Here is a 21,671-nt window from a genome sequence, read left to right on the forward strand (position 1 = left end):
GAAATTTTCCTGATCTTCAGACAGAATATCTGTATCATCCGCATTCAAGAATCTATCTGTCTGTGCATCATAATATTTGCTGTTGAGATAATATAACCCTGTCTCCGCATCAAAGTAGTGCCCACGGTACAGAAAAGGATTCAGCTTGCCGATAAAGCAGCTTGCCCGCAGACATCATAGCTGTATTCTATAACGGCGTTGGCGCTCCTGTCAACGATATCGGTCACATCGTCCTGCGCGTTCTTTATGTGATGGCGGTATCATTGTTGGTAAACTCTACTTCTATTTCTTCACTTTTATCATAACGTGTTTTCTATCTGCCTACTCACCGGCATGGGCAATATGAAAGTATCGAATATTTAAGATAAGCCTTGCTCCGGGCATTTTATTACCTTCAATTCTGATTTTGTAATAAAGAAAACCCCGCTTCAAATGAAACGGGGCAAGGATTACGACCTAAAACTTTATTAAAAATAAGAAAAAATCTGAGAACTACTGAAATCCTTTAGCCGAAAATTCGCTGTTACTTGCTATCCATGAGTTATCTATAAGCGATGAATGAGCAGAAATATTTATTCGAAAAAAGCAATTTCACAATTTCCTATTTTCATCAAATCATATTCATTCGTTTCATCCAAAATATAATATTTACGAATGTATATAGGGAATTTTATTCTCGCTGTTATATCATAGCCATCGAAATAAAAGAGTCCTACTTTTGAAATGCTGTATTTCCATCTCATTGATTTTATAATATCTAGCCATTTTAGAGCATCCTTTCTGTAAGCGTCTCTCCTATCTAAGTATTCGTCAACTACCACATGATAAGCGTAAGGATCATTTTTATACCGCTCTTTTATTTCTGAAATATCCTTATTATAAAGATCAAATGAACCAATACCCGTTTTAGAATCATCATATAATCCCGTTGCTTCAATTAACATCTCATCATCAGACAATTGTTTTGAAAATGTAATATTTTGAATGCGAATAAATTCTAGATGCAATTCAGTTCTTAGTAATTCTAATACGTTCTCGGTACAATCACATGATAAAATCATGCCTAATCGTAAACTCATCAGATGATCTCACCTCCTAATCAAAAATGCGGACAAATTGTAAATTGGGGTCGTTTCCAAAGAAAACGTGTCCTCGTTTTATATACGAAATTGGGTAATAGTGCATAGCATTTAACGGATACCATCTCTTATCGGACCAAAATAGCCTCCCCCAGCAGCAGTACAAAGCACTTTAGCTGATTCAGAGTCTGCCGCCCAAATATCAGCACCAAGTGTAAGTTTATCCTTAGCCATTTCTAGAGTTAAGGGCTGGTCTTCATAAACTTTAGCTCCCGGAGATTTATCATCTGACTTGGATTGAGTTATGACAGATACTTTATCTTTTGATTCCACCTTCGCTTTGGCAAAAGTTTTTGGTGCTGACCGGATGGCAACCTGTCCAAATGAATATAATGCTGCGCCTGTTGACATTATGACCATAGTACCTACTGCATAAACAATGGTAGAAGTGGTAATACCTCTCCCGACTGCTGCTAATACGGAGCAACTAAAAACACTACAGTTGAGACTACAGCTATGACTGCAAATACTTGAAAAGCAGTGAACCAAGAATGCCCCGTAAAATCCACACGATTAACAGCGTTATTCCCACAATATGTGAAAAGATCAGTATCTGTAAGGCTACTGCCAAGATTTAGTTCTCCATCCGTATTCAAAAACCTACCCGTCTGCGCATCGTAATATCTGCTGTTCAGGTGGTACAGACCTGTTTCCGCACCATAGTAATAACCACGGTAAAGAAACGGATTCAGCTTGCCAATGGTATCCGCTTTGCTGCCGGTTGTAGTAAGCAGCTTGCCCCATGCGTCATAGCTGTATTCTACAACGGTATTGAGGTCGCTGTCAACGATTCCGGTTACATCACCTTGGGCGTTCTCGGTGTAATAATAGGCATCATCCTAGTAGGTAAAGCTTACTCTCGTTCCGTCACTCTCAAAATGCGCTTCCCGTCTGCCTGCTCGTCAGTGTGGGCGATATGGAAATAGTGGGAGTTTGATATTAGCCTTGCTCCAGACATGGGTGGTCACCTCTTTGTAAAGATAATTTGCTTATTTTTAACACAAGAACAGCGCCACCTAAAAAGGTGGCGCTGTTCACTTTATCGATTTCCTTATTAAGGCTACCCTATTCTTAAATCGTTGTAAAATATGGGTTTAAGCCTGCCTGATTTTTAATTGTTTCATATATTCATCATAAGCTTCATTTATCTTGCAAACCGATATCGCTCTCCATAATTCAATAGATTCACATTCATTTACAGATTCAGGAGTCATTTCGCCACCTAAAGTGATAATTTCTTCCGCAGTTGACTTTTCATTAATATAACATAAGGCATTTTCATGTGAAGTAAAAGACATATGCATACAATGATTTAAAATGCAATAATAGCTAGGAATTATGCCATGAGATTCACAAAAAGATGGGATTTCTTGGCCTGCGTCTTTATGGCAATACACTTCCAACAGAATATGTTTAAACATAAGATATCCCCCTTACTTATAGTGAGTTAATGATACCTCGATTACATCTACAATACCATTTCTAATTTGATATATAACTCGTCCTGCTCCTCGGCCTTTACCGAATCCTGCCAAATCGGCAGCATAATTTCCATTTGTAAGCCTATGAGCATTTAGTCCTCTGGTATTCCCGCTCGCTAATTTTGTTAAGACATCATCATATATTTGCATCTGCTTAGAGGTAAAGTTTTTGACAGTATTCCAAGCTGAAGTTGACTCTCGAACCATGTCCCAGCCACACGTATTGTGCACCAAAATGCTATTTTCGCCAACATAATACGTGTGGAAATCTTCCACTTCAAAGTTATAAACTGCAATGGGCTTTTCGAGCAACTCATGCTGAATTTTTTCGATGGTTACATACGCTCCATTGCTAAGTACCAACACGTCGCCCGCACGGAGATTGATTGCGGCAGTCCAACCTTGTTGAGGCACATAAAAGGGATGCTCCGGTGTTGTAACGATTTCTTCACCGTTTACAAAAACATGGACAAGTTCACTTGTTTTGTTAACAAAAGTCTGTACAACAGTTTTTAACCCTTTTTCTCCCGTTTCAGGATTTTCAGAGTAGACATAGTCTCCTTTCCTAATATCTTCAATGGGCTTGAATCCATCCTCAGTAGCAATTAATGTTCCGGCCACAAAACAAGCTGCCTTTGCCGCCATTTTTACTGACTTGCTGGCTTTAACTGCTCCGCTAATAGCCTTAATACCTTTACCTACTGCCCCAAAAGCAACGCCAGTAATAGCTCCAGCAAGCGCAGCCTTGCCGACACCGGCCCATGTTACCTTTTGCCCGCTGACCGCAGCGCCGATGATATATGCCGCGGTGTCAAACGCGGCTCCGCCAACGGCAGCAGCAATCCACCAAGCAATTCCTCCGTCGTCATCCGCCATATTAACCGGATTATTCAGGCAATAGGCAAAAAGGTTATGCTCCGTCAGATTTTCCTGATCTTCCAAAAGAATATCGGTATCATCCGCATTCAAAAACCTGCCGGTCTGCACATCGTAATATCTGCTGTTCAGGTAGTATAGTCCTGTCTCTGCATCATAGTAATACCCGCGATACAAAAACGGATTCAGTTTGCCGATGGTATCCGCTTTGCTGCCTGTTGTAGTCAGCAGCTTGCCCCAGGCGTCATAGCTGTATTCTACAACGGTGCTGAGGTCGCTGTCAACAATTCCGGTCACGTCGCCTTGGGCGTTTTTCGTGTAATAATAGGCGGCATCCTTATAGGTAAAGCCTACTCGGGTTCCATCGCTGTCATACATGAACCACATGGGATCATATCCGGTATTTTGCGCCAGTATGGTATTGCCGTCCACAAAATAGTCGGTGGTGATGCCATTCACTGTTTTGCTGGTACGAATGCCGTCGCTGTTGTAGGCATAGCTTGTTTCTTTGCCGTTCACAGCGGCGGTTTTCAGCTGGCGTCCTTCCCAGGTAAAGCTCATACCGTCGCGGTAGGTGAGGGGATTGCCGATCTGGTCGTAGGTGATACTCTGGCCGTTATAGCTGGTCAGCAGATCCTTCCAGTTGGCGTTGCCGTAGGAATAGTTTACGTTTTCAATCTCTTTTCCGACCGCACCATATACGCCGATGGATGCTCTTCGATTGATTAAATTTCCGCCTGCGTCATAGGTGTACCAGGTTGCAATATTCGCTTTCTGATCTTCTACCGCTGTCAGCTGATTCATCTGATCATACGTGTAGGTAGTCACATTCTCGTCGGCATCTTTTACGGTATGAATATTCCCATTGTCATCATAGGTGTATTTGTAGGATGAAAGTTTGGTTACCTGATCTCCAATGCTCCGATAATTGCTGTAGGTATCCACCAAGGTGGTGGTACGGTTGCCGTCTCCTACAAAAGTTGCTTGAGCATTCAGAGAATTATTGATCCCGGCGTCAGGTTTTAAGGTGGTAAATCCAATTCGGTTCAGGGTGTCATAAACGAAGTTCATTTTTCCACCGGACAGCAGACTGGTTGCTTCTTTTCTGCTGTCTAAATCATAAGAGAAAGCAGTCAGCCGGGTTTGCCCCGCAAATCGAAAATACTGGCTGGTGGAACGATCCATGTTGTCATAGCCTTGCCGAATTTCGGTGTCGTTCCCAAAAGTCTTTCGCACGAGCCGGTCGCCAACATCGTAGAAGAATTCTGTTGGCTTCGATGTGCCGCCGGTAGTATCGGTAATTCTGGCTAAGTTACCGCGCGCATCGTAATCATATTGATAAGCGTCCGCGCCGTTTTTCTTGATGGAATACACCCGATCGTACTTATCGTACTCGTAACCAAGCTGAAAACCGTTGCCATAGGTGGAAGACAGCAGATTTCCGTTGCCGGCGGCATAGGAGTGGGTAATCAAATTCTGAGAACCGGCCTTTACATTCGTGGGATTGCCAAAACCATCATAGGTAAAACCATAATCAAAACCGTTGTGAGTGATCCGGCTTAGACGGTTGGAGGCATCATACCCGTAGCTGTTCTGTACCGTTCCTGCACTGCTTTGCGCGCTGACGCCCGTCAGGGAGTAATCTTTGCTGTCATAGGTGTAACTGGTTTGATTCCCCTTGGGGTCGGTGACAGAATTCGTCAGGCCGGTGGTTCCGTCAATATTGTAGGTGGTGGTTTTACCTCGCTGATCGGAGATGGAAGTCACATAGTTTCCATTCGCGCTATAGCCCTGTGTGGTTTGCAGGTAAGGGTTGGCGGGGACGGTGGTGTCTATCGCGCCGGATGTGCTGATCGTTCCCATTTTGGTGTCGACAACATTACCCTTGCCATCATAGGTATAGTACATCCCAATTTTGGTTTTCTCCGACCGAGCAGATTTCAGCTGATGAATCTTAGCATCCTGATAAAAATACCGGTACGATTCATTATTTCCGTTTTGGGCGGTTATCAGCTCCTTGGAACTGGTGTCGTAGCTGTACGTTTTATTGTTTTGGGCATTCTGTCGCGAAATCTTTAATTTTCCGTTATTCTCATCATAAACAAAGGCAGAACCGGTTTCATCCATATTCAGCTGCATGTCGTAGAAGTAGGTGGAATTTGCATTTTGATAATAGATGATATAAAATACGGCCTTTTCAATTGTTTTTTGCGAATACTCCGTTTTCGCATAGACAGGGCCGGTAGCATATTGCTCTCCATTGGAGTCTGCGTTAAACGGGATGACCGTCCACTGAGTGGTTCCATCTGTAAAATAAAGGCCAAGATCAATCGCAAAATGCCGGTTACCAAAGAGGGGAACGGAATTTCCTTTCGCTTTTCCCGCCATGGTAAAAGCAATGGTTTCTGCTGTTTTGTTGATCGGAATGCTCTGGGAAAGCGATTTGTTTTTACTGGGATTCCCCTTAATGTGAAGCTCCCCGTTAGAAATTCCGTCATTTGATTCAAAATTGGCAGGAGTCCAGAAGGAAGGAATGTAAGTGGGGCTACCGGAGGAATATTTCAGCGACGGATTTTCCAGCAGGTTATAAGGATTCGCTACATTCCCGGCTTCCAGCTGCAGGCAGTCAAACCAGGCGGTTTTTCTTGCGTTCATCAGCCCGGCATGCAAAGCCACTTCTGTGGCGTTTTGAGGCAAGGTAAAAGTTACGCTGATTCTCTGCCATTCTCCGGTGCCATAAACACCCTGTCCCTGAAAGGTGATCTCTTTGGTGCCATCAGAGGCTACGGCAAACAAATTTGCACCTTGCCCGCCGGTAACCAGATCGGTTTTGATATAGGCGGAAAATGTGTAGGTATCGCCGCCTTTCAGCCCCTTTACCACCTGCTTTGCGCTGACAAGGGTGGGATTTGATTGCTCCTGCGTTACCTTTAAGGACTTATTGCCCAGATAAGCAGCGTCCGAAGCAATCGTCATCTGCCCCCCGGGCGAAGTCTGATTATACAGAGTCCAGGATGAATCTGTGAGCTCCGCGCTATGATTTGTCAGCAGGTTGACAACTGGAAGGCTGGTTTTTGCCTGTTCTGCGATCTTATTTTTGCGTACATCATTTTCTCCGTTATCGGTGAATTTATAGGTTGCGGCGGAAGCATCTGTGGGCGAGACATCTTCGGCAGAACCATCCGCGTTAACAATACTGACTGCACGTCCGTACCGGTCAAAACCGTAGATCTCTTTTTGATTCTTTCCGAGTGCGCTCAAATAGACAAAATCGGTCGTGTTATCCGTGTTATAAGTCATAGAAAGGGTATTTCCAGCTTCACCGTCTGCGGAATACTCCTTCACACTGGTAACGCGGTTTCTCACCATCCAATCAGATGCGTTGAGTTGGTAGCCATACTCCATTTTACTTCCGTCAATGTCTGTTGCCGACTTCAAGAGATCATTGTCATGATAGGTATAGAGCGTAACTTTGCCATCAAAGTGAGTAATCGAGGTCAACCGCTCGTAGTTCGCGTCGTAGCGAAAACGTGTCGCCTTTCTGTCTGGCGTAGTGATGGAATCCAAAGTTCCATAGCTAGTGTAGCCTAAGGTAGTAACACGGCCCGCGCCGTCGGTAACAGAAGCAATTTTTGCTCCGCTATAGGTGAGGTTCAGCGCATTATTATCACTGTCGTAGATTTTCTTTAAATAACCGGAAAGAGTGAATGTTTTTTTGGAACCATCCGCATAACTGAGCGTATAGTACTCATCGGTAGGCCCGCCGGTGGTAAGGGTCAGATCAAAACCTTCCTCATCCTTATATCTGGCAGAATTCGTTGGATCTGTCACAAAATAATGCTCTGTTCCATCCTCATCCAGATAGAAAAATTTGTATCCGGCCGCAGCCAACAATCTGAATTTTTCCTTTTCCGCCGCATTGGTTGCATTGGCTTCAGAGATTCCTTCAATTCTCTGATTCAGATTGCTCCGAAATCCAAAGCCAAAAGTTCCGCCGCGTTGACCATCCTTAAACTGCGTACCGGACAAACTGCTGTTAAAGGTCAGGCCAAAATCCAGCGGCATCAGTTCTCCTGTTGTGCCGGTAATCGGAATGGTAAATACCAGATTTCCGGTATAATCATTCACATGACCAGTTCCGGCACGGCCTGCGGATTGCTGGTGATAACTCCAGTATTCTTCCAGACCGGTATGGTTGACATAACGGATGGTAAGGATAGGATACAATCCGGTACCTGACGGGTAATCGGAAGTGTAAAATTGATTTCGTACGGCTGCAACTTCATCGTTTGCCGCAAGCAAGATTCCCTTGTGGGTTCTTGAACTGTCGTACCAGCCTTTGGCCAGTTTAGTTAAATCCCAAGAGACAACCTTCTGATTCGTACTTTGTGAAGTGATGGCGTAATCGAGGATAGGGCTGTTCTTTGCCGTTTCGACCGCTGCGCTGGTATTGCTCCAGGTATCGGTATGTTCATTCCAGGCGGAGCTCATTTCATACGCGTTGATCTGCATGGTACCGGTAGAAGGACTCATCCCATTTGCGAACTGTACCAGGTTCAGCTGCGCCTGTACAACCATATCGCCCTTGTACATTTTCGGCAGATCAAAATCTAGTAACATCCGGCAGGTTTTGTATGTGGTCACTTCATTGCCGATGTACATACTCCCCATGTAACCGAAATTATTATTCGGGGCACCGGAGCTTACAAAGGTATCGCGGGTAGTACCGCCCGAACCAATGGACGGATCAATCGTAACGGGATAAACTCTGGCTTCATCATTCAGCCAGGTTTCATCGGTATGGATTGCGATCTGAAGTGTGGCCGATTCCTGCTTCAGGATTTCCAAGGTGATCGCATCGCTGATCTGGCCCTTAGCATCCGACATGACCGGAGCTTTGATCGTGAAAACCGGATTCTTCTGTTCGGTATCCGCTTTTTCATACAGCTCGATGGTCTGCCTGTCCGTTTGTTTCGGAACCAGTGCACCGATCTGATAAGTAGAGGTAAACTGCTTCTGTGCCTCTTTTGATTTCAGGATGATATTTTCCTTGACCTTGGAAGAAGAGAGCAGATACTGAACATCTACATTCGGGTATGCATCTGAATAAAGAAGTTCGTTATTCAGCTTTTTCAGCGTCAGAAACTGATCATTTTTACTCTCAGCTGCCAATGCCGTCTTTTGCGGTACGATCTTTGATTTGGTCGCCGCGGCTCCATCTAGTCCCCAGCTGATGGTGTTGGCCCCAGCTTTTACAAACACCGCTTTTTTCGCAGACATGATTTTTGATAGGCTGACCTTCATGCTGCCTGCTTTTGTTTCCAGCTGCTGTGCACTTTCCGCAACCTTGGAATTGACAACCTGTAAAGTGTTGTCGATGTCTTGCCAGCTGCCGGAAGCATCCTGATAATGGATCGGTTCTCTATATGAAGCGGTTAGAAAGGTACCGTCGCTCATGAAAAATGTTTTAGAAGTTTCTGTTCGTTTTTTCGGGTATTCTGTAATGATCTGTGCATTTTCAAAGGTGGTATCCGAATTTTCCGGAATGCCCGCCTCCTGCGCCTGATCACTGATGGAAATTGCGCCGTTCTGCTCCGGAGGTGCTTCTGCCGCAAGCGCCACAGAGGTGAAAGATTGCATCAAAATTACTGCGGATAAAAATGCCGCAGTGTGCTTTAATAACCTATTCATGTTCTACTCCCTTATGCTTGTTCGGCGCCGTCAAGTTTAAAGCATAAGGGAAAGATAGAACGCCGTCAATATAAATAACCTATCTTTAAATATGGTAATGTATGACATGTAAATAACCGGAAAATGAAATAGCGATGACTTCCATTATTTTAAAAATTCTCAACTCTTTTACGAGAAAGAATCTTTATTTGATTTGATGATATTTTAACTTTTATATACTTTACATCCACCCAATAACATCCAATAAAAACGTTAAATATCGACTACCATATAATTGATAATCGGTTTTGAGAAAGGATAGCCCGCATCAAAGCAAGTGTTCTGATAGCATCTGGAAGATGCTATCAGAACACTTGCTTTTTTCCAGTAGAAAATAGCTCCCCGGTCCGGTTTTGCTGGCGAGAAAAAAACGTACCGCACCATCAACCCTTGGTTGGACCCCTTCACATGCTTGTATTTTCCAACATAGTATATTTCAAATATCAACACCTGTGAAAAGGGGGCCATCCGTTGGTAACTTTAAGCTATCTCCACATCTTATATATCACGCTGATCTTTGTCATGCTCGGCCTGATGGTCTTTCGCAAAAGCATCGTGCTGCCTTGTGTGGCAGGCATCCTCATCATCGGCTGGGTGACTACCCAAAGCGCGATCGGCGGCATACAGGCGCTTTTCAATGCACTGGTCTGGTCTGGGGGAGAATTCTGGAGCGTTATCGCCGTGATATCACTCGTCGTGGCGATGTCCAAGGCACTCTCTGCCCTAGGCGCGGACGCACTGATGATCCGCCCGTTTAGCCGCTACATGAAAAATAGAAGCGCCACCTTCCTTCTGCTCGGTTTCGTCATGTTTGCCGTTTCCATGTGCATATGGCCTTCCCCGGCAGTCGCTCTCGTAGGCGCCGTTATCCTGCCCCTTGCGCTTGAGACGGGCATACCCGTTGTGTGGGCTGCCGTAGCAATGAACCTGTTCGGTCACGGCATGGCGCTCTCGGGGGACTTCTTCATACAGGGCGCGCCCACCATCACCGCAAAAGCCGCAGATACAACGGTTGGCGCGCTGATGCGCGAGGGCTTTGTGCTCTGGGCCGTGATGGCCGTTGTTACCGCAACGGTGGCGTTCATCATGTTCCGGCGCGACGTGAGAAATCTGCCGCCGATCAAGATTGAACGGCCTGCAATTTCCACGGAAAAGGCTAAGCCCGCCGCGGTGGCAATCGCGATTGCCACGCCCGTCGCATTCGCACTGGACATCGTGTTCATGCTGCTCTTCAAATTGCAGGGCGGAGATGCCACGGCGCTTGTGGGTGGCACGGCACTGATGATCCTCGTCGCCGCGACCTGTGTCAACGGCGGCATCATGAAGGCATTTGATAAAGTCATCGAGCATCTAAAGGCGGGCTTCGGCTTCGGCATCGATATCTTCACGCCGGTCATCTTCATCGCGGGCTTCTTCTTCCTCGGCGGCGCGGACGGTGCGAAGGCCGTTCTTGGCAGCGATACGGGCATTATGAACGATATCGGCCTCTACCTCGCGCAGAACGTGCCTATTTCGCGCGTACCCGTGGTGATCGCGGAGGCGCTCGCTGGCTTTGTCACCGGGCTTGACGGTTCCGGATTCTCCGGGCTGCCCATCGTTGGCGCGACAGCAGCCACCTTTGCGCAGGCGCTGCCCATCAACAAGGAAATGCTCGCCTCCCTCGGCCAGATCGTTACCATCTGGGTAGACGGCGGTACGCTCATTCCATGGGCGGTCATCCCTGTCGCTGCGATCTGCGGTGTGAAACCGGAGGAACTGGTGCGCAAAAACGTCATACCCGTGTTCTCCGGCCTCGCTGCGACCATCATCGTCGCATGCTTTCTTGTGTAAACGAAGTAGAATTGTCAATGGAATATTTTTAGAGTAATGAAGAATTTGTATGAGTTTTCATGCAGTTTCGATTAGAATGAATAGGTAGGTTCCCATCATTTTATATAGCAGAAAGATCCGACGCCGTATATCAAAACCGCGTCGGATCTTTCTGCTGTTAAATCAGCTTCTAATCATATTGCGCCCAAACAAAAGATTCAGCAGCCATTTTGTATCCATTCTATAAAAGCGAAAAAGAAGCCTGAAGACATCTGTCTTCAGGTTTCTTCCCCTGGTGGAGATAAGCGGGATCAAACCGCTGACTTCTTGAATGCACCCCGAAGGTGTACTTTCATAGGCAGGGAGAAGCTTCCGCTTTAGGCATCCCCATCGATGATTGTGATTTTGCAAAATCTTTTCCAGATGAGCCTGAAGGCTGCGTTTCTTCCTAAATCACATACCGACTGTGATCCCATGCCCAGTTGAAGAAGACAAGATTTTCTATCTGAAAATGACTGAATTGCTACTACCTGAAAATTGAACTAGGGATAATTACTGAACCGAGGGCAATCGTACGAAAAGGCAATCAGCAACCTTGCTTTCAAGGCAAGCATACGCATCGATTTTACCGCAATGAAAGAATATCCGTATCAGAAAGCCGGTGTTTTTCTGAAAATGAAAGATAGAGAAGCCTGCCGCTTTCGATCAAAGACGGCAAGCTTCTCCATATAGATTATAAGCGGTCAAAACGTTTCTTCCATGATGGCATTCACCCACAGATTGGCCAGATGCACGGCGCCGTGAAAGCCCACAAAAGGAGGCTCATAGGGATTCAGGCGCCACTTCACGTCCGGATTGGCGATTTGCAGCTCTGTGCTGCGCCCGGCCCATTCCAGCGCCTCTCCGCTGGCCATAAGCAGTGATTTTCCTTCCTTTTGTACTGTCTCAGTCCACTGTTCCTCCGCATAGTAAGGAAGATCCCCGTCCGCCATGTCGGGGCTGTCGCACCAGCACGCGCCTTTGGAAAGGGACAGCTCGCTGCCGGCAAAGGAAACAATCCCTTGAACGACGTCGGCATGTCCGCCTGCGGCTACGCGCACGTTCTCCGGATGCTCCCACGCCGCGTGCCGGAACATCGGCAGCGCGGGAGAGATCAGGCGCAGGGCTTCCTCCCGCTCGCCCTCGACGAAGCTGCGGTCAGGGGAGATTCCCATGATCCGCGATACCCGTCCGATCCATTCGCAGGTGCCCTGTATGCCGTAGGGCCGCGCGAGCAGGTACGGCGTACCGAATCGCTTTTGCAGGTGCTCAGCAGCCGGCAGGCCTTCGCGCCGGATCACCAGATTGACATTTGCCCCGCCCATCCGCTCGATTTGCGCCACAGACGTATCCGAGGTCATAACGCACAGCGGCTTCATCCCGAAGGCTCCTTCCACGATGCGGACGATCTCGGCTGCGTCCGCCTGGAAGCGGAACAGATCCGCACACGAGCCGATAATATTAAAGCTTGGCCGCACCGTTCTCTCCACGTCTACCGGCAGCGTTCTGGAAAGCAGAGTAAGCGCCTTTCGTATTCCCTGATGCTGGTTCACGTCAAAGCCGCCGCAGCCGAAAGGCAGCAGACGCATGTCCGGATAATCCGGCTGCAGTTCCCGGCAAAGGGCGGGAAGATCTGTCCCGATGATCTCCGGCACGGCTGAGGGCAGGAGGAAAAGGAGCCCGGGTTTGTCCCGCTGCGCGATATCTGCTACCGCACTGCTGAACCGACGCACGCCGCCAAGGGCAATATCGGTTTCATCGATGTGGGTGGAATAGAGCTTACAGGCATTTGAAACACCCACCCGTTCCAGGAATACACGGCTGTAATTCATATGCCCCATACAGCCGAACTCCAGCAAAGCAGAGTCCCGGATGGAAGCCAGCGTCCACAGTGTTCCCATGCGGCCGGAAGGAATCGGTTTAAATTGATACAGTCCCATTGTCATTCCTTTCTCCCGGTTCCTCCAGGGCATGCAGAAGCTTCTTCAAAAGGCCGGCCGTCCTCTCATGCCCGCACAGACCGTACAGGTCGGACAGATGCGGCACGCAGGGAAACCCGAGCCTTGCGCCCGACAGCTCCCCCAGGCATAAATCGGGAGCAAAGCTTTCCAAAAGCGGAGCGTCCGAATCGCTGTTGACCATATGGCAGACATACGGGTCATATCCGTACGCATGCAAGGCCTTTGCACACTCTTTATCATCCGGCCAGAATTCTTCCAGATGCAGCATCAGCGGCTCCATACCCAGGGATGCCAGATAGGCTGCAAGAGGCAGCGCACTGAGCGGACCAAGGTGCGCACCGACATAACGAAGGCCGTGAAGGCGGCCGCCAGCCTGTTCCTGAAGAGACAGCGCCTCGCTCCGTTCACGGTCGAATTCATTTTCCCATTGAATCCCCAGCTTTTCAGCAAGAGCGGAATAGAGCGAATCGATCTGTGCCGGGGCATAGGCGCTGTGCAGGCGGAAGGTGGGTGTGCCGAAGGCCTGCTCCATGTCCGCTGCCAGAGGATCGGTAAACGGCGAAAGTACCAGATTTGCCGCCGCGTCGGGCGCCTCCAGAAAATCTTCCAGCGCAGACCCCGGCGCGAGGCAGCGCAGGGTAAAGCCCCGTTTCTCCAATGCGCTCAGCAAAGGCGGCATGGGGATATGTTCTTCGTCCGGGCCGCGCCCCATCACATTGACCACCTGGGAACGGATCGTTCTCGGTTCCATCAGCGAACCGATCGCCTTTAACATGTTCCAGGAGCCGGAGGGAAAGCTGTTGCACTTGAAATGCCCGAGTGTGATAAACGTAAGGCGCGCGGACAGCTCCCGCTGCGCCTCCCGGACGATCCCCTCGATATCCTCGCCGATCAGGTCCGGCACGCAGGTACCGATCAGCAGGATGGCTTTTGCGCCCGCCCGGTCCATCTTCCGGATCGCATCCAGCAGACCCTTGCGGCAGCCGAACACCACTTCATGAGCGTCCAGCACATACATCCAGTGCAGTTCCCCGTGTCTGCGCCCTGGCTTTTGCAGAACGACCCGGCTGTAGGTAACGCATTCCGGCGTACCGATCACCAGTGAGGATACGCCCCGGATATTTCCCGCAAGGGCCAGCGCCGAATGCAAGGGACAGTGGCTGCCCGGAAAGGCGCAGGGCATTAGGAATTTTACGCCCGCGTTGGATCGAACGGCGGACAAGCGCTTCAAATGATTTACATTGGACATGAACATCCACCTCCGGCTGTCTCCTGAATCAAAAGCTGCGCCAGTTCACGGTAATGGGCGGCCATATCAGAATCAGGAAAGGCCTCTACCACGGTTTTTCCCTGTGCCTCGGCCTGCTGTACCAGAGGGTGACGAGGCAGGCGGTACAGAACCGGTGCTTCGATCTCCTCTGCCGCCTTGTCCACCAGCTCGTTTCCCCCCTCGACGTTCTTGGCGTTGAGGATCAGCCCCCGCAGCGTCGCGTACCCGCGCTTTCCGAAGCTCTTGACTGCATGGGCAATGTTGGAGGCCGCGTAAAGCGACATCATTTCGCCGGAGGTTACGATGCACACCTCGTCGGCGTAACCGCCCCGGATGGGCATGGCAAATCCGCCGCACACGACATCTCCCAGTACGTCGTAAAGCACGACGTCCGGCCTGTAGATTTCATAGGCATCCAGTTCCTCCAGCTTTTCAAAAGCGGTAATGATGCCCCGCCCGGCGCAGCCTACGCCGGGAACCGGGCCGCCGGATTCCACGCAAAGTACGCCGGAGGGACTTTTGACCACAATATCCTCCAGAACCGCGTCGCCCTTTTCCCGCAGAGTATTCAGCACTGTGGGAATATTTTTTCCGCCTGTCAGATTACAGGTGGAATCGGCCTTTGGGTCACAGCCGATCTGCATGACGGTAAGTCCCATGGCCGCGATCGCTGCCGATACGTTGGATACGGTGGTGGACTTGCCGATGCCGCCTTTCCCGTAAATCGCTATTTTTTTCATTGATTCACCTTCTTATATATGCCGGTAGTATCCTGGGCCTGACGGATCAGATCATAGGAAATGCAGGTGGGACGGCCGGTGCGGGGTTCTTTGACGATTTCCGCGTCAATATGAAAGGTTTCTTCGAGCACCTCAGCGGTCATCACTTCCTCCGGCGTGCCATGCTGAATGATGTCCCCTCCGCGGATGGCGATCATATAATCGGCAAAGCGGGCGGCAAGATTCAGGTCATGCAGCACCATCACGATGGTACAGCCCTGCTCCCGGTTCAGGCGGTAAAGCAGCTCGAGCACCTCAAGCTGATAGGCAAGGTCAAGATACGTCGTCGGTTCGTCCAGCAGAATCAGGTCGGTCTGCTGGGCAAGCGCCATCGCGATCCATACCCGCTGCCGCTGCCCGCCGGAAAGGTTATCCACCGCCGTGGTTTCAAACTCCGTCAGGCGCGTCACCTCCAGCGCCCACTGAATGATCCTTTTGTCCTCAGGTATTAATTTGCCAAAGCCTCTTTGGTGGGGAAAGCGCCCGTAGGCCACAAGTTCCCCCACCGTCAGCCCGGCCGGAGCCTGGGGGGATTGGGGCAGAATCGCCATCTTCTGCGCCACTTCCTTCGTGGTCAGGCGGCGGATATCGTCCCCGTTCAGGTACACCACGCCGCCCTTTGGTTTCAGGATACGGCCCACGGCCTTAAGCACCGTGGACTTTCCGCAGCCGTTCGGCCCGATGATCGTGGTGATCCTGCCCTGCGGGATCTGCATGTCCAGATCGTCCACCACAAGGTTATCCTCATAGGCGACGGCCAGATTCTGTGTTGCAATGCTGTTCATAATCTCATCCTTTGCTCACTGCTTGTTTTTTACGAGCAGGTATAAAAAGTACGGTGCGCCGATAATGGCAACCATAATGCCGGTAGGGATTTCGAAGGGCTGGGCGATCACACGCGCAACAGTATCCGAAACAGATACCAGTACCGCCCCCGCCAAAGCGCAGACGGGAAGCAAAATCCGGTGGCGCGGCCCCACCAGCCGCCGAGCCAAATGCGGCGCGATCAGCCCCACGAAGCTGATGCTTCCGCTGACCGCCACACAGGATGCCGCCAGCGCCACCGCAGAGACAAGCAGACGGCGGCGCTCCTTTTCCACAGAAGCGCCCAGGCCATAGGCAATATCGTCGCCCAGACTCAGCACGTCCAGCGCGCGGGATTTAGACAGCACATAGGGAATCAGCAGCAGCAGCCAGGGCAGCAGGGCCAGCACGAACTTCCAGTTGGAGCCCCAAATGCTTCCTGCCTGCCATGTCGCCACAAAGTCAAACTGAGTTTCGTCCAGCTTGACCACCAGCACGGTAGTCAGCGCAGAAAGGCCTGCCTGCATCGCCACACCGGTCAAGATCAGCCGGATCGGAGCAAGGCCGCCCTCGCGCTTGTAAGCCAGGGCATAGATCAAAATTGCTGCGAGCCCGCCACCAAGGAGCGCCAGAAACGGCAGGGTGAAAACCGACAGGTAGGACTGCGAACCAAAAAATAGCACGAATAAAATAACGGTCAGCCCTGCCCCAGCGTTGATGCCCAGAAGCCCCGGGTCCGCCAGGGCATTGCGGGACACCCCCTGAATGATGCAGCCGGAAAGCGCCAGTCCCGCGCCCACCAGCATGGAAATCACGATACGGGGCAGCCGGAAGCCAAACAGAATCAGATTTTCCTTGCTGCTGCCGCCGCCGAACAGCGTGCGCAGCGTATCCAGCGGCGAGAGCTTTGAATAGCCGGTATTCATGCTGACGATGAATGACAAGATCAGAAGAACCGAAAAAATGAGCACGACAGCGACATTCCGGAGCGCCGTTTTTCGTTTATATTCTTCGTTCTTACTCTGCTGTGCGTTCATTACAATGCCCTCCTTTCCCTTCGGGCCAGATACAGGAAGAAGGGCACGCCGACCAGCGCGATGACCGCGCCGATAGGCGTTTCAAAGGGCGGGTTGAGCATTCTTGCGCCCAAATCCGCCAATACCACCAAAAGACTTCCCAGCACCGCGGAGGCAGGAATAATCCATCGGTAATCCCTGCCTACGAGAAACCGCGCGACATGCGGCACAACTAAGCCCACGAAACCCACCGAACCGACCACCGCCACGGAAGCGCCGGCCAGCATCAGAACAACGGCTGTGCAAAGAGCCCTGACAAGCAAAGTGTTCAGCCCCAAGCCTCTTGCAACATCCTCGCCCAGGCTCATGATGGAAATGGAACGCGAAAGAACGATTGCGCCCAGGAGCGCGCCCGCGATCCACGGGGCCATAATCCGGATCTGCGGCCAGGTAGAACCGGCAACGCCGCCTGCCGTCCAGAACATGATGTTCTGCGCCACGTTAAAATAAAGGGCAATGCCCTGACTGAGCGCGGACAGAAGCGCGCTCACCGCGGCTCCCGCCAGCACCAGGCGCATCGGGGATGCTCCGCCGCGCCGCAAAGACGCGATGCCGCTGACCAGACCTGCACCCAATGCCGCTCCCGCAAAGGAAAACAGAACGAGCTGCAGGTAGGAAAGCCCGGGGAAAAAAGCAAAGCAGAGAGAAAGGACAAAGCCCGCGCCGGCGTTTAAGCCCATCAGTCCGGAATCCGCCATGGGGTTGCGGGTCACGCCCTGCATGACCGCCCCCGCCACGGCAAAAGCAGCGCCGACCAGGGCGCTGGCCAGTACGCGGGGCAGGCGCAGATCGACAACGATCAGGTGATGGGTATCCTGCCGGTTGAAGTGCAGCAAGACGTCCCACACCGTTGACAGCGGAATCTCCGCCGCCCCTTTTGTAATCGAAAACGCCATCAGCAGGATCAGCGCGCCCCCGCCGAATAAGATAATCAGCCATGCCGCCCACGCACGGCCTTTCATTTTGATCGTTTGTATGTCCTGAACCGGTTGTGCCGGTTCGTTTGTTTGTCTTATCAATGACTGCCTCCTCGACACCGTGCGGATGCTTGTTGAAAAGAAAAACCGGGCGCAGGCTATCAGAGAAAGCTGCGCCCGGTTTTCATGCATGATCGCTCACGTTTGCCCGGAATAAATCTCTGCCAGTTTTTCGGCGGTAAGGCGCAGGGCGAGCGGCCCGAAGGTGTTCATATTCTCATCAAAATAGTAGATGCGCCCGTTCTTCACCGCATCGATAGACTGCCAGACCGAGGAAGCTTCCATGCTCTTCACAAAGGCCGCGGCGGCCTCGTGGTTATGTTGGAACACGATGTAATACGGATTCATCTCGGCCACAGCTTCCAGAGATACGGTCTCATAAGTATCCGGGTAGCCTTTGGGTTTTGTAATGCCGAAGGTTTCGTAGTATGCTGCGTTGCCGCGGGTAATAAAGTTCTTTCCGTCTGTGCGGAAAAGGGCGAACGTCCTGTCGGCGTACGGAGCCATCGCTTCTTTTGTGTCGGCGATGGTTTTTTCGATCTCCGTAATCATACTCTGCGCCTCGTCCTCTTTGCCCACGATCTCGGCGCAATCGCGAAGCTGATCCTGCCACGACGAGGTATAATCCAGCAGCACCACCGGCGCGATCTGCACGAGCTGGTCGTATGTCTTATCGAGCCCCCCCTGCGTGGAGAAGGTCACGATGACGTCGGGGTCGGATTCCAGAATCGTCTCAAGATTGATCTCACTGGCGCTGCCCAGATTCATGATTTCCACGTCTTTGAGAAAAGGCCCGAACATTTCGGATTGCTGGAGCGCTTCCGTCTGCCCCAGGGCATTGCCGATCGAGGACGCCGTGGGCGGTGTGCCGAGCAGAAGGAAGTGTTCCATATAAAAGGTATGGAGAAGGGTAATTCGCTCCGGCTGCTTTTCCAGAACGACCTCATGCCCGGCCGCATCCGTGATCGTTCTCGGCCATCCGCCCTCTTCCGGCGCGGAGGACGCGCTTTCCGGCGTGCTTCTATTTTCCGGCGGCGTTTGGGCGCAGCCCGCCGCGATGCCTGTCAAAAGCGCAAGTAAGACGATCAGTCCCATCAGTCGTTTCATCGGTGATTCCTCCAATTAAAATAGTTTGTCTTGTCTAACTAACATACACCAGTATAACAAAACATTCATTCTATTGGAATGGAGGCATCCTGAAATCCACATGGATTATTCCTGAATTTCTCCCGCAGTGTGCTGGGCGGAACGCCGAACCGATCCCTGAACATCCGGCTGAAATACAGCGCGTCCGAGTACCCTACGGACTTGGCCACCTCGCCGACCGGCCCATCGCCGGTAATCAGCAGCTCTTTGGCGCGATTGAGGCGACAAGCAATCAGGTAATCGCCGGGACCCATACCCGCGAACTTGCTGAATACGTAGAACAGCCGGTTTTCATTGACACCGCTTTGCGCCGCCAGTCCGCGCACCGTCAGCGCGTCCATATAGTGCTCATGGATACAAGAGGATACCTGCTCGAACAGCGCCTGCGCACTGCCGCTTATTTGGCTGCGGGCACGGACGAAAACCTCCTCCAGGGCACGGTGGAACAGCGTCTGCGTCCGGAACGCGGGAAGCGCCCCCGGTTGATTGAATGCCTCCCACAAACGCCACAGAATTTCTGTCAGGTGCGGACTGTGCCCGACGGCCAACGCAAAATGCGCCTCCCGCAGGCAAATACCCTCCGGCTCAGTACCGACTATGTCATACAGCAGGGAGATATATTCCCATTTCGTATTGCCCACTACGCGCTTGTCCAGGCTCATATCCGCGCCGCCGTGGATCACGTTCCCGGCGCCCGCCAGATACGGCGTGCCATTAAACTGGAGCTCCGCCTGCCCGGAGAGCGGAAAGATAAAACCGGGAAACGGCGCCGTTTGCTGCCATCCGGCCATGCCCGGCTCGATCGTATAGTGGTAAACGCCCTGTACCCGGAAGGAGGCGCGGGCAAAATGCGCCACCAGCGTATTGAGCTCGATTTTCACTTTACGCGCCCCCTTTTCCGTTTGATTCCTTTACTCAGTCATGCTTTCCACGATGGATTCCACCCCAAGCTTGATGCTCAGGGGGCCGGCTGCCCGCACAGCCGCGTCCAGGTAGTAGACGTGCCCGTCTTTTACGGCGTTCAGCGACTGCCATACGGAGGAAGCCTTCGTTTCTTCGGACAGGTAGATTTGCTTGTAGCCGTTCGCTTGCGTTCCCAGCGACCCTAACAGGAAAATGTAATCCGGATTGAGCGCCGATATGCCCTCCAGAGAAATCATCTCCTGCCCGGTCTTGATATAGCCATCCGGAGTCGTTAATCCAAGGCCGTTCTCTTTATCAAACCATACGGGATAGTCATCAGAGGCGAGAACAAGGAAATTACCTACGTCGCTGCTGCGCTCAAACAGTATCGCCACCGTTTTGTCGCTGTATCCGGCCAGCTTTTTCCTGGATTCGGCAATCAGCGCTTCCGTTTCGGAAATATAGGCTTCCGCCTTTTCTTCTTCGCCAAGGCATTCGGCAAACGCCCTCAGCTGTTCCTTCCAATCGGGAATGTTGAATGTTACCACGGGAGCAATTCGGGAAGCCGCCTCGTAAAGCGTCATATCCAGATTTCTCTCCTCAGCGGTATAGAGAATCAGGTCGGGCTCCAGCTCCACAAGCTTTTCAAGATTCGGCGCCTTGTTTTCCCCCAATTCCTCAATCTGCGCCTTCGCGGCATAAGGCTGCAGCGTACCGAAGCCGTTGATCGACCGTTCGGCAAGGGTAGACGCGATGGGAGTGATATCCAATGCAAACAGGGTTTCGATATAACCAAAATCCAGGAGTGCGACCCGTTCGGGCTTTTTCTCAAGGGTGATCTGTTTTCCTAAGGCGTCTGTGATTGTTCTCGGCCAAGCTTCTTCCGCATCCGACGTTCCCGTCTGCGAGACCGCAGAAGAGTCATCCGAGGCTGTGCCGCTGCCCCCGGCTGTTGTATTGGCGCATCCGGCCAATATGCCCGTCAGCAGGGCAAGCGAGAGCATAAGACCTATTAATCTTTTCATTTGTCCTTTCCTCCATTATGTTTGATGCAACTAACTCGATATTGAAATCGGGTTTCAATGCTAAAGAGTAGTATACCAAAGCACAACGCGTATTGGAATGGACATAGTTACAATCCACATGGACTTTTGCCGAAACGCCTTTCGGGCGAAAGGCAAAGCCTGCTTCTTGTTCGGCCGATTTACCGGCTTTTTCTGTATTTATGCTGCCGGATTCAACCATTCCAGGATTCTTCGTGAATCCCTTTACGGAACTCTGTGGGAGACAAACCGGTTTGCCGTTTAAAAAGCCTGCTGAAATAGAAGCTGTCCGTGTACCCCACGCACTCGGCCACCTGCGATATGGGACACCCGCAGGTTTGGAGCAGCTCTTTCGACCGGCGTATGCGGCACTCGGTCAGATAGCTGATGGGACTTAGAGCCTATCCATAAATTAAAACAAGGTGTAAAATAGGGACTGGTGAGAGAAGAATGAAAGAGAAGAAATCTTATCAGTCATGGACAATATCGGATGAGTTTTGGGAAGAAATCAAGGATAAGATACCAGTAAAAAAGCGGGACCCGCAGAAAAAGTATAAACACGCACCCGGACAAGGCCGTCCTCCGATACCGCCAAGGAAAGTGCTGGAAGGGATTTTTTACGTATTACGCACAGGATG

General features: G+C 50.8%; 15 protein-coding genes and 1 pseudogene. 2 read left to right on the forward strand and 14 right to left on the reverse strand.

The window, feature by feature from the left end; translation table 11 throughout:
• Positions 1–572: 572 nt before the first annotated feature.
• The 4 genes from HMPREF1141_RS13070 to HMPREF1141_RS16925 all read right to left on the reverse strand — a co-directional run bounded on the left by HMPREF1141_RS13070 (position 573) and on the right by HMPREF1141_RS16925 (position 9,187).
• Positions 573–1,079, reverse strand: coding sequence for a hypothetical protein (locus tag HMPREF1141_RS13070; protein ID WP_035317132.1), 507 nt, complete (start codon positions 1,077–1,079; stop codon positions 573–575).
• A gap of 111 nt (positions 1,080–1,190) precedes the next feature.
• Positions 1,191–1,490 carry a hypothetical protein gene (locus HMPREF1141_RS13075; protein WP_155863648.1) on the reverse strand — a complete coding sequence of 100 codons (300 nt, stop codon included), beginning with the start codon at positions 1,488–1,490 and terminating at the stop codon, positions 1,191–1,193.
• Between the two features lie 743 nt (positions 1,491–2,233).
• Positions 2,234–2,560, reverse strand: a complete 327-nt coding sequence (locus HMPREF1141_RS13080) for a hypothetical protein (protein WP_035317134.1) — start codon at positions 2,558–2,560, stop codon at positions 2,234–2,236.
• A 12-nt stretch (positions 2,561–2,572) separates the two neighbouring features.
• Complete coding sequence (locus HMPREF1141_RS16925; protein WP_009065189.1) at positions 2,573–9,187, reverse strand: polymorphic toxin-type HINT domain-containing protein; 6,615 nt, start codon at positions 9,185–9,187, stop codon at positions 2,573–2,575.
• Between the two features lie 720 nt (positions 9,188–9,907).
• Between HMPREF1141_RS16925 and HMPREF1141_RS13095 the strand changes: the two genes are divergently transcribed.
• Positions 9,908–11,056, forward strand: coding sequence for a hypothetical protein (locus HMPREF1141_RS13095; RefSeq protein ID WP_242824610.1), 1,149 nt, complete (start codon positions 9,908–9,910; stop codon positions 11,054–11,056).
• Positions 11,057–11,778: 722 nt separating this feature from the next.
• Here the strand turns inward: HMPREF1141_RS13095 and HMPREF1141_RS13100 are convergent.
• The 10 genes from HMPREF1141_RS13100 to HMPREF1141_RS17180 form a co-directional block, all read right to left on the reverse strand.
• Positions 11,779–13,014 carry a nitrogenase component 1 gene (locus HMPREF1141_RS13100; protein WP_009065140.1) on the reverse strand — a complete coding sequence of 412 codons (1,236 nt, stop codon included), beginning with the start codon at positions 13,012–13,014 and terminating at the stop codon, positions 11,779–11,781.
• Entirely contained in the window at positions 12,995–14,284 is a 1,290-nt protein-coding gene (locus HMPREF1141_RS13105) for a nitrogenase component 1 (RefSeq protein ID WP_009065169.1), read from the reverse strand. Before HMPREF1141_RS13105 ends, HMPREF1141_RS13100 begins: the two co-directional genes overlap by 20 nt.
• On the reverse strand, positions 14,272–15,045 hold the full coding sequence (locus HMPREF1141_RS13110; protein WP_009065150.1) for a nitrogenase iron protein NifH: 774 nt from the start codon (positions 15,043–15,045) through the stop codon (positions 14,272–14,274). The genes HMPREF1141_RS13105 and HMPREF1141_RS13110 overlap by 13 nt, the downstream gene beginning before the upstream one ends.
• A complete protein-coding gene (locus HMPREF1141_RS13115) occupies positions 15,042–15,869 on the reverse strand; it encodes an ABC transporter ATP-binding protein (RefSeq protein ID WP_009065157.1) in 828 nt (275 codons plus the stop codon). Before HMPREF1141_RS13115 ends, HMPREF1141_RS13110 begins: the two co-directional genes overlap by 4 nt.
• A gap of 15 nt (positions 15,870–15,884) precedes the next feature.
• Positions 15,885–16,925, reverse strand: coding sequence for an iron ABC transporter permease (locus HMPREF1141_RS13120; protein ID WP_009065187.1), 1,041 nt, complete (start codon positions 16,923–16,925; stop codon positions 15,885–15,887).
• Positions 16,925–17,926: an iron ABC transporter permease gene (locus HMPREF1141_RS13125; protein ID WP_155863651.1), complete on the reverse strand. Its 1,002-nt coding sequence runs from the start codon at positions 17,924–17,926 to the stop codon at positions 16,925–16,927. Before HMPREF1141_RS13125 ends, HMPREF1141_RS13120 begins: the two co-directional genes overlap by 1 nt.
• Positions 17,927–18,079: 153 nt before the next feature.
• Entirely contained in the window at positions 18,080–19,048 is a 969-nt protein-coding gene (locus HMPREF1141_RS13130) for an ABC transporter substrate-binding protein (RefSeq protein ID WP_009065171.1), read from the reverse strand.
• Between the two features lie 65 nt (positions 19,049–19,113).
• Positions 19,114–19,968 (reverse strand): AraC family transcriptional regulator, encoded by an 855-nt coding sequence (locus tag HMPREF1141_RS13135; RefSeq protein WP_009065156.1) that lies wholly within the window; start codon positions 19,966–19,968, stop codon positions 19,114–19,116.
• Between the two features lie 30 nt (positions 19,969–19,998).
• The gene (locus HMPREF1141_RS13140) at positions 19,999–21,015 is read right to left on the reverse strand and encodes an ABC transporter substrate-binding protein (RefSeq protein WP_009065164.1); all 1,017 of its coding nucleotides are present in this window, start codon (positions 21,013–21,015) and stop codon (positions 19,999–20,001) included.
• A 212-nt stretch (positions 21,016–21,227) separates the two neighbouring features.
• Positions 21,228–21,422 carry a helix-turn-helix domain-containing protein gene (locus HMPREF1141_RS17180; RefSeq protein ID WP_081488020.1) on the reverse strand — a complete coding sequence of 65 codons (195 nt, stop codon included), beginning with the start codon at positions 21,420–21,422 and terminating at the stop codon, positions 21,228–21,230.
• 61 nt (positions 21,423–21,483) lie between these two features.
• Here HMPREF1141_RS17180 and HMPREF1141_RS17630 point away from each other — a divergent pair.
• Positions 21,484–21,671, forward strand: a pseudogene (locus HMPREF1141_RS17630) (IS5/IS1182 family transposase); the annotation flags it as partial.

The sequence above is a fragment of the Clostridium sp. MSTE9 genome (assembly GCF_000277625.1).
Lineage (GTDB): Bacteria > Bacillota > Clostridia > Oscillospirales > Acutalibacteraceae > Faecalispora > Faecalispora jeddahensis.

Bases quoted from the DNA above. Each gene is read 5' to 3' on its own strand.
- HMPREF1141_RS13075 (WP_155863648.1), bottom strand. From the start codon at position 1,490: ATGTCAACAGGCGCAGCATTATATTCATTTGGACAGGTTGCCATCCGG.
- HMPREF1141_RS13115 (WP_009065157.1), bottom strand. From the start codon at position 15,869: ATGAACAGCATTGCAACACAGAATCTGGCCGTCGCCTATGAGGATAAC.
- HMPREF1141_RS13080 (WP_035317134.1), bottom strand. From the start codon at position 2,560: ATGTTTAAACATATTCTGTTGGAAGTGTATTGCCATAAAGACGCAGGC.
- HMPREF1141_RS13110 (WP_009065150.1), bottom strand. From the start codon at position 15,045: ATGAAAAAAATAGCGATTTACGGGAAAGGCGGCATCGGCAAGTCCACC.
- HMPREF1141_RS13130 (WP_009065171.1), bottom strand. From the start codon at position 19,048: ATGAAACGACTGATGGGACTGATCGTCTTACTTGCGCTTTTGACAGGC.
- HMPREF1141_RS13105 (WP_009065169.1), bottom strand. From the start codon at position 14,284: ATGTCCAATGTAAATCATTTGAAGCGCTTGTCCGCCGTTCGATCCAAC.
- HMPREF1141_RS13100 (WP_009065140.1), bottom strand. From the start codon at position 13,014: ATGGGACTGTATCAATTTAAACCGATTCCTTCCGGCCGCATGGGAACA.
- HMPREF1141_RS13120 (WP_009065187.1), bottom strand. From the start codon at position 16,925: ATGAACGCACAGCAGAGTAAGAACGAAGAATATAAACGAAAAACGGCG.
- HMPREF1141_RS16925 (WP_009065189.1), bottom strand. From the start codon at position 9,187: ATGAATAGGTTATTAAAGCACACTGCGGCATTTTTATCCGCAGTAATT.
- HMPREF1141_RS13125 (WP_155863651.1), bottom strand. From the start codon at position 17,926: ATGAAAGGCCGTGCGTGGGCGGCATGGCTGATTATCTTATTCGGCGGG.
- HMPREF1141_RS13070 (WP_035317132.1), bottom strand. From the start codon at position 1,079: ATGAGTTTACGATTAGGCATGATTTTATCATGTGATTGTACCGAGAAC.
- HMPREF1141_RS13140 (WP_009065164.1), bottom strand. From the start codon at position 21,015: ATGAAAAGATTAATAGGTCTTATGCTCTCGCTTGCCCTGCTGACGGGC.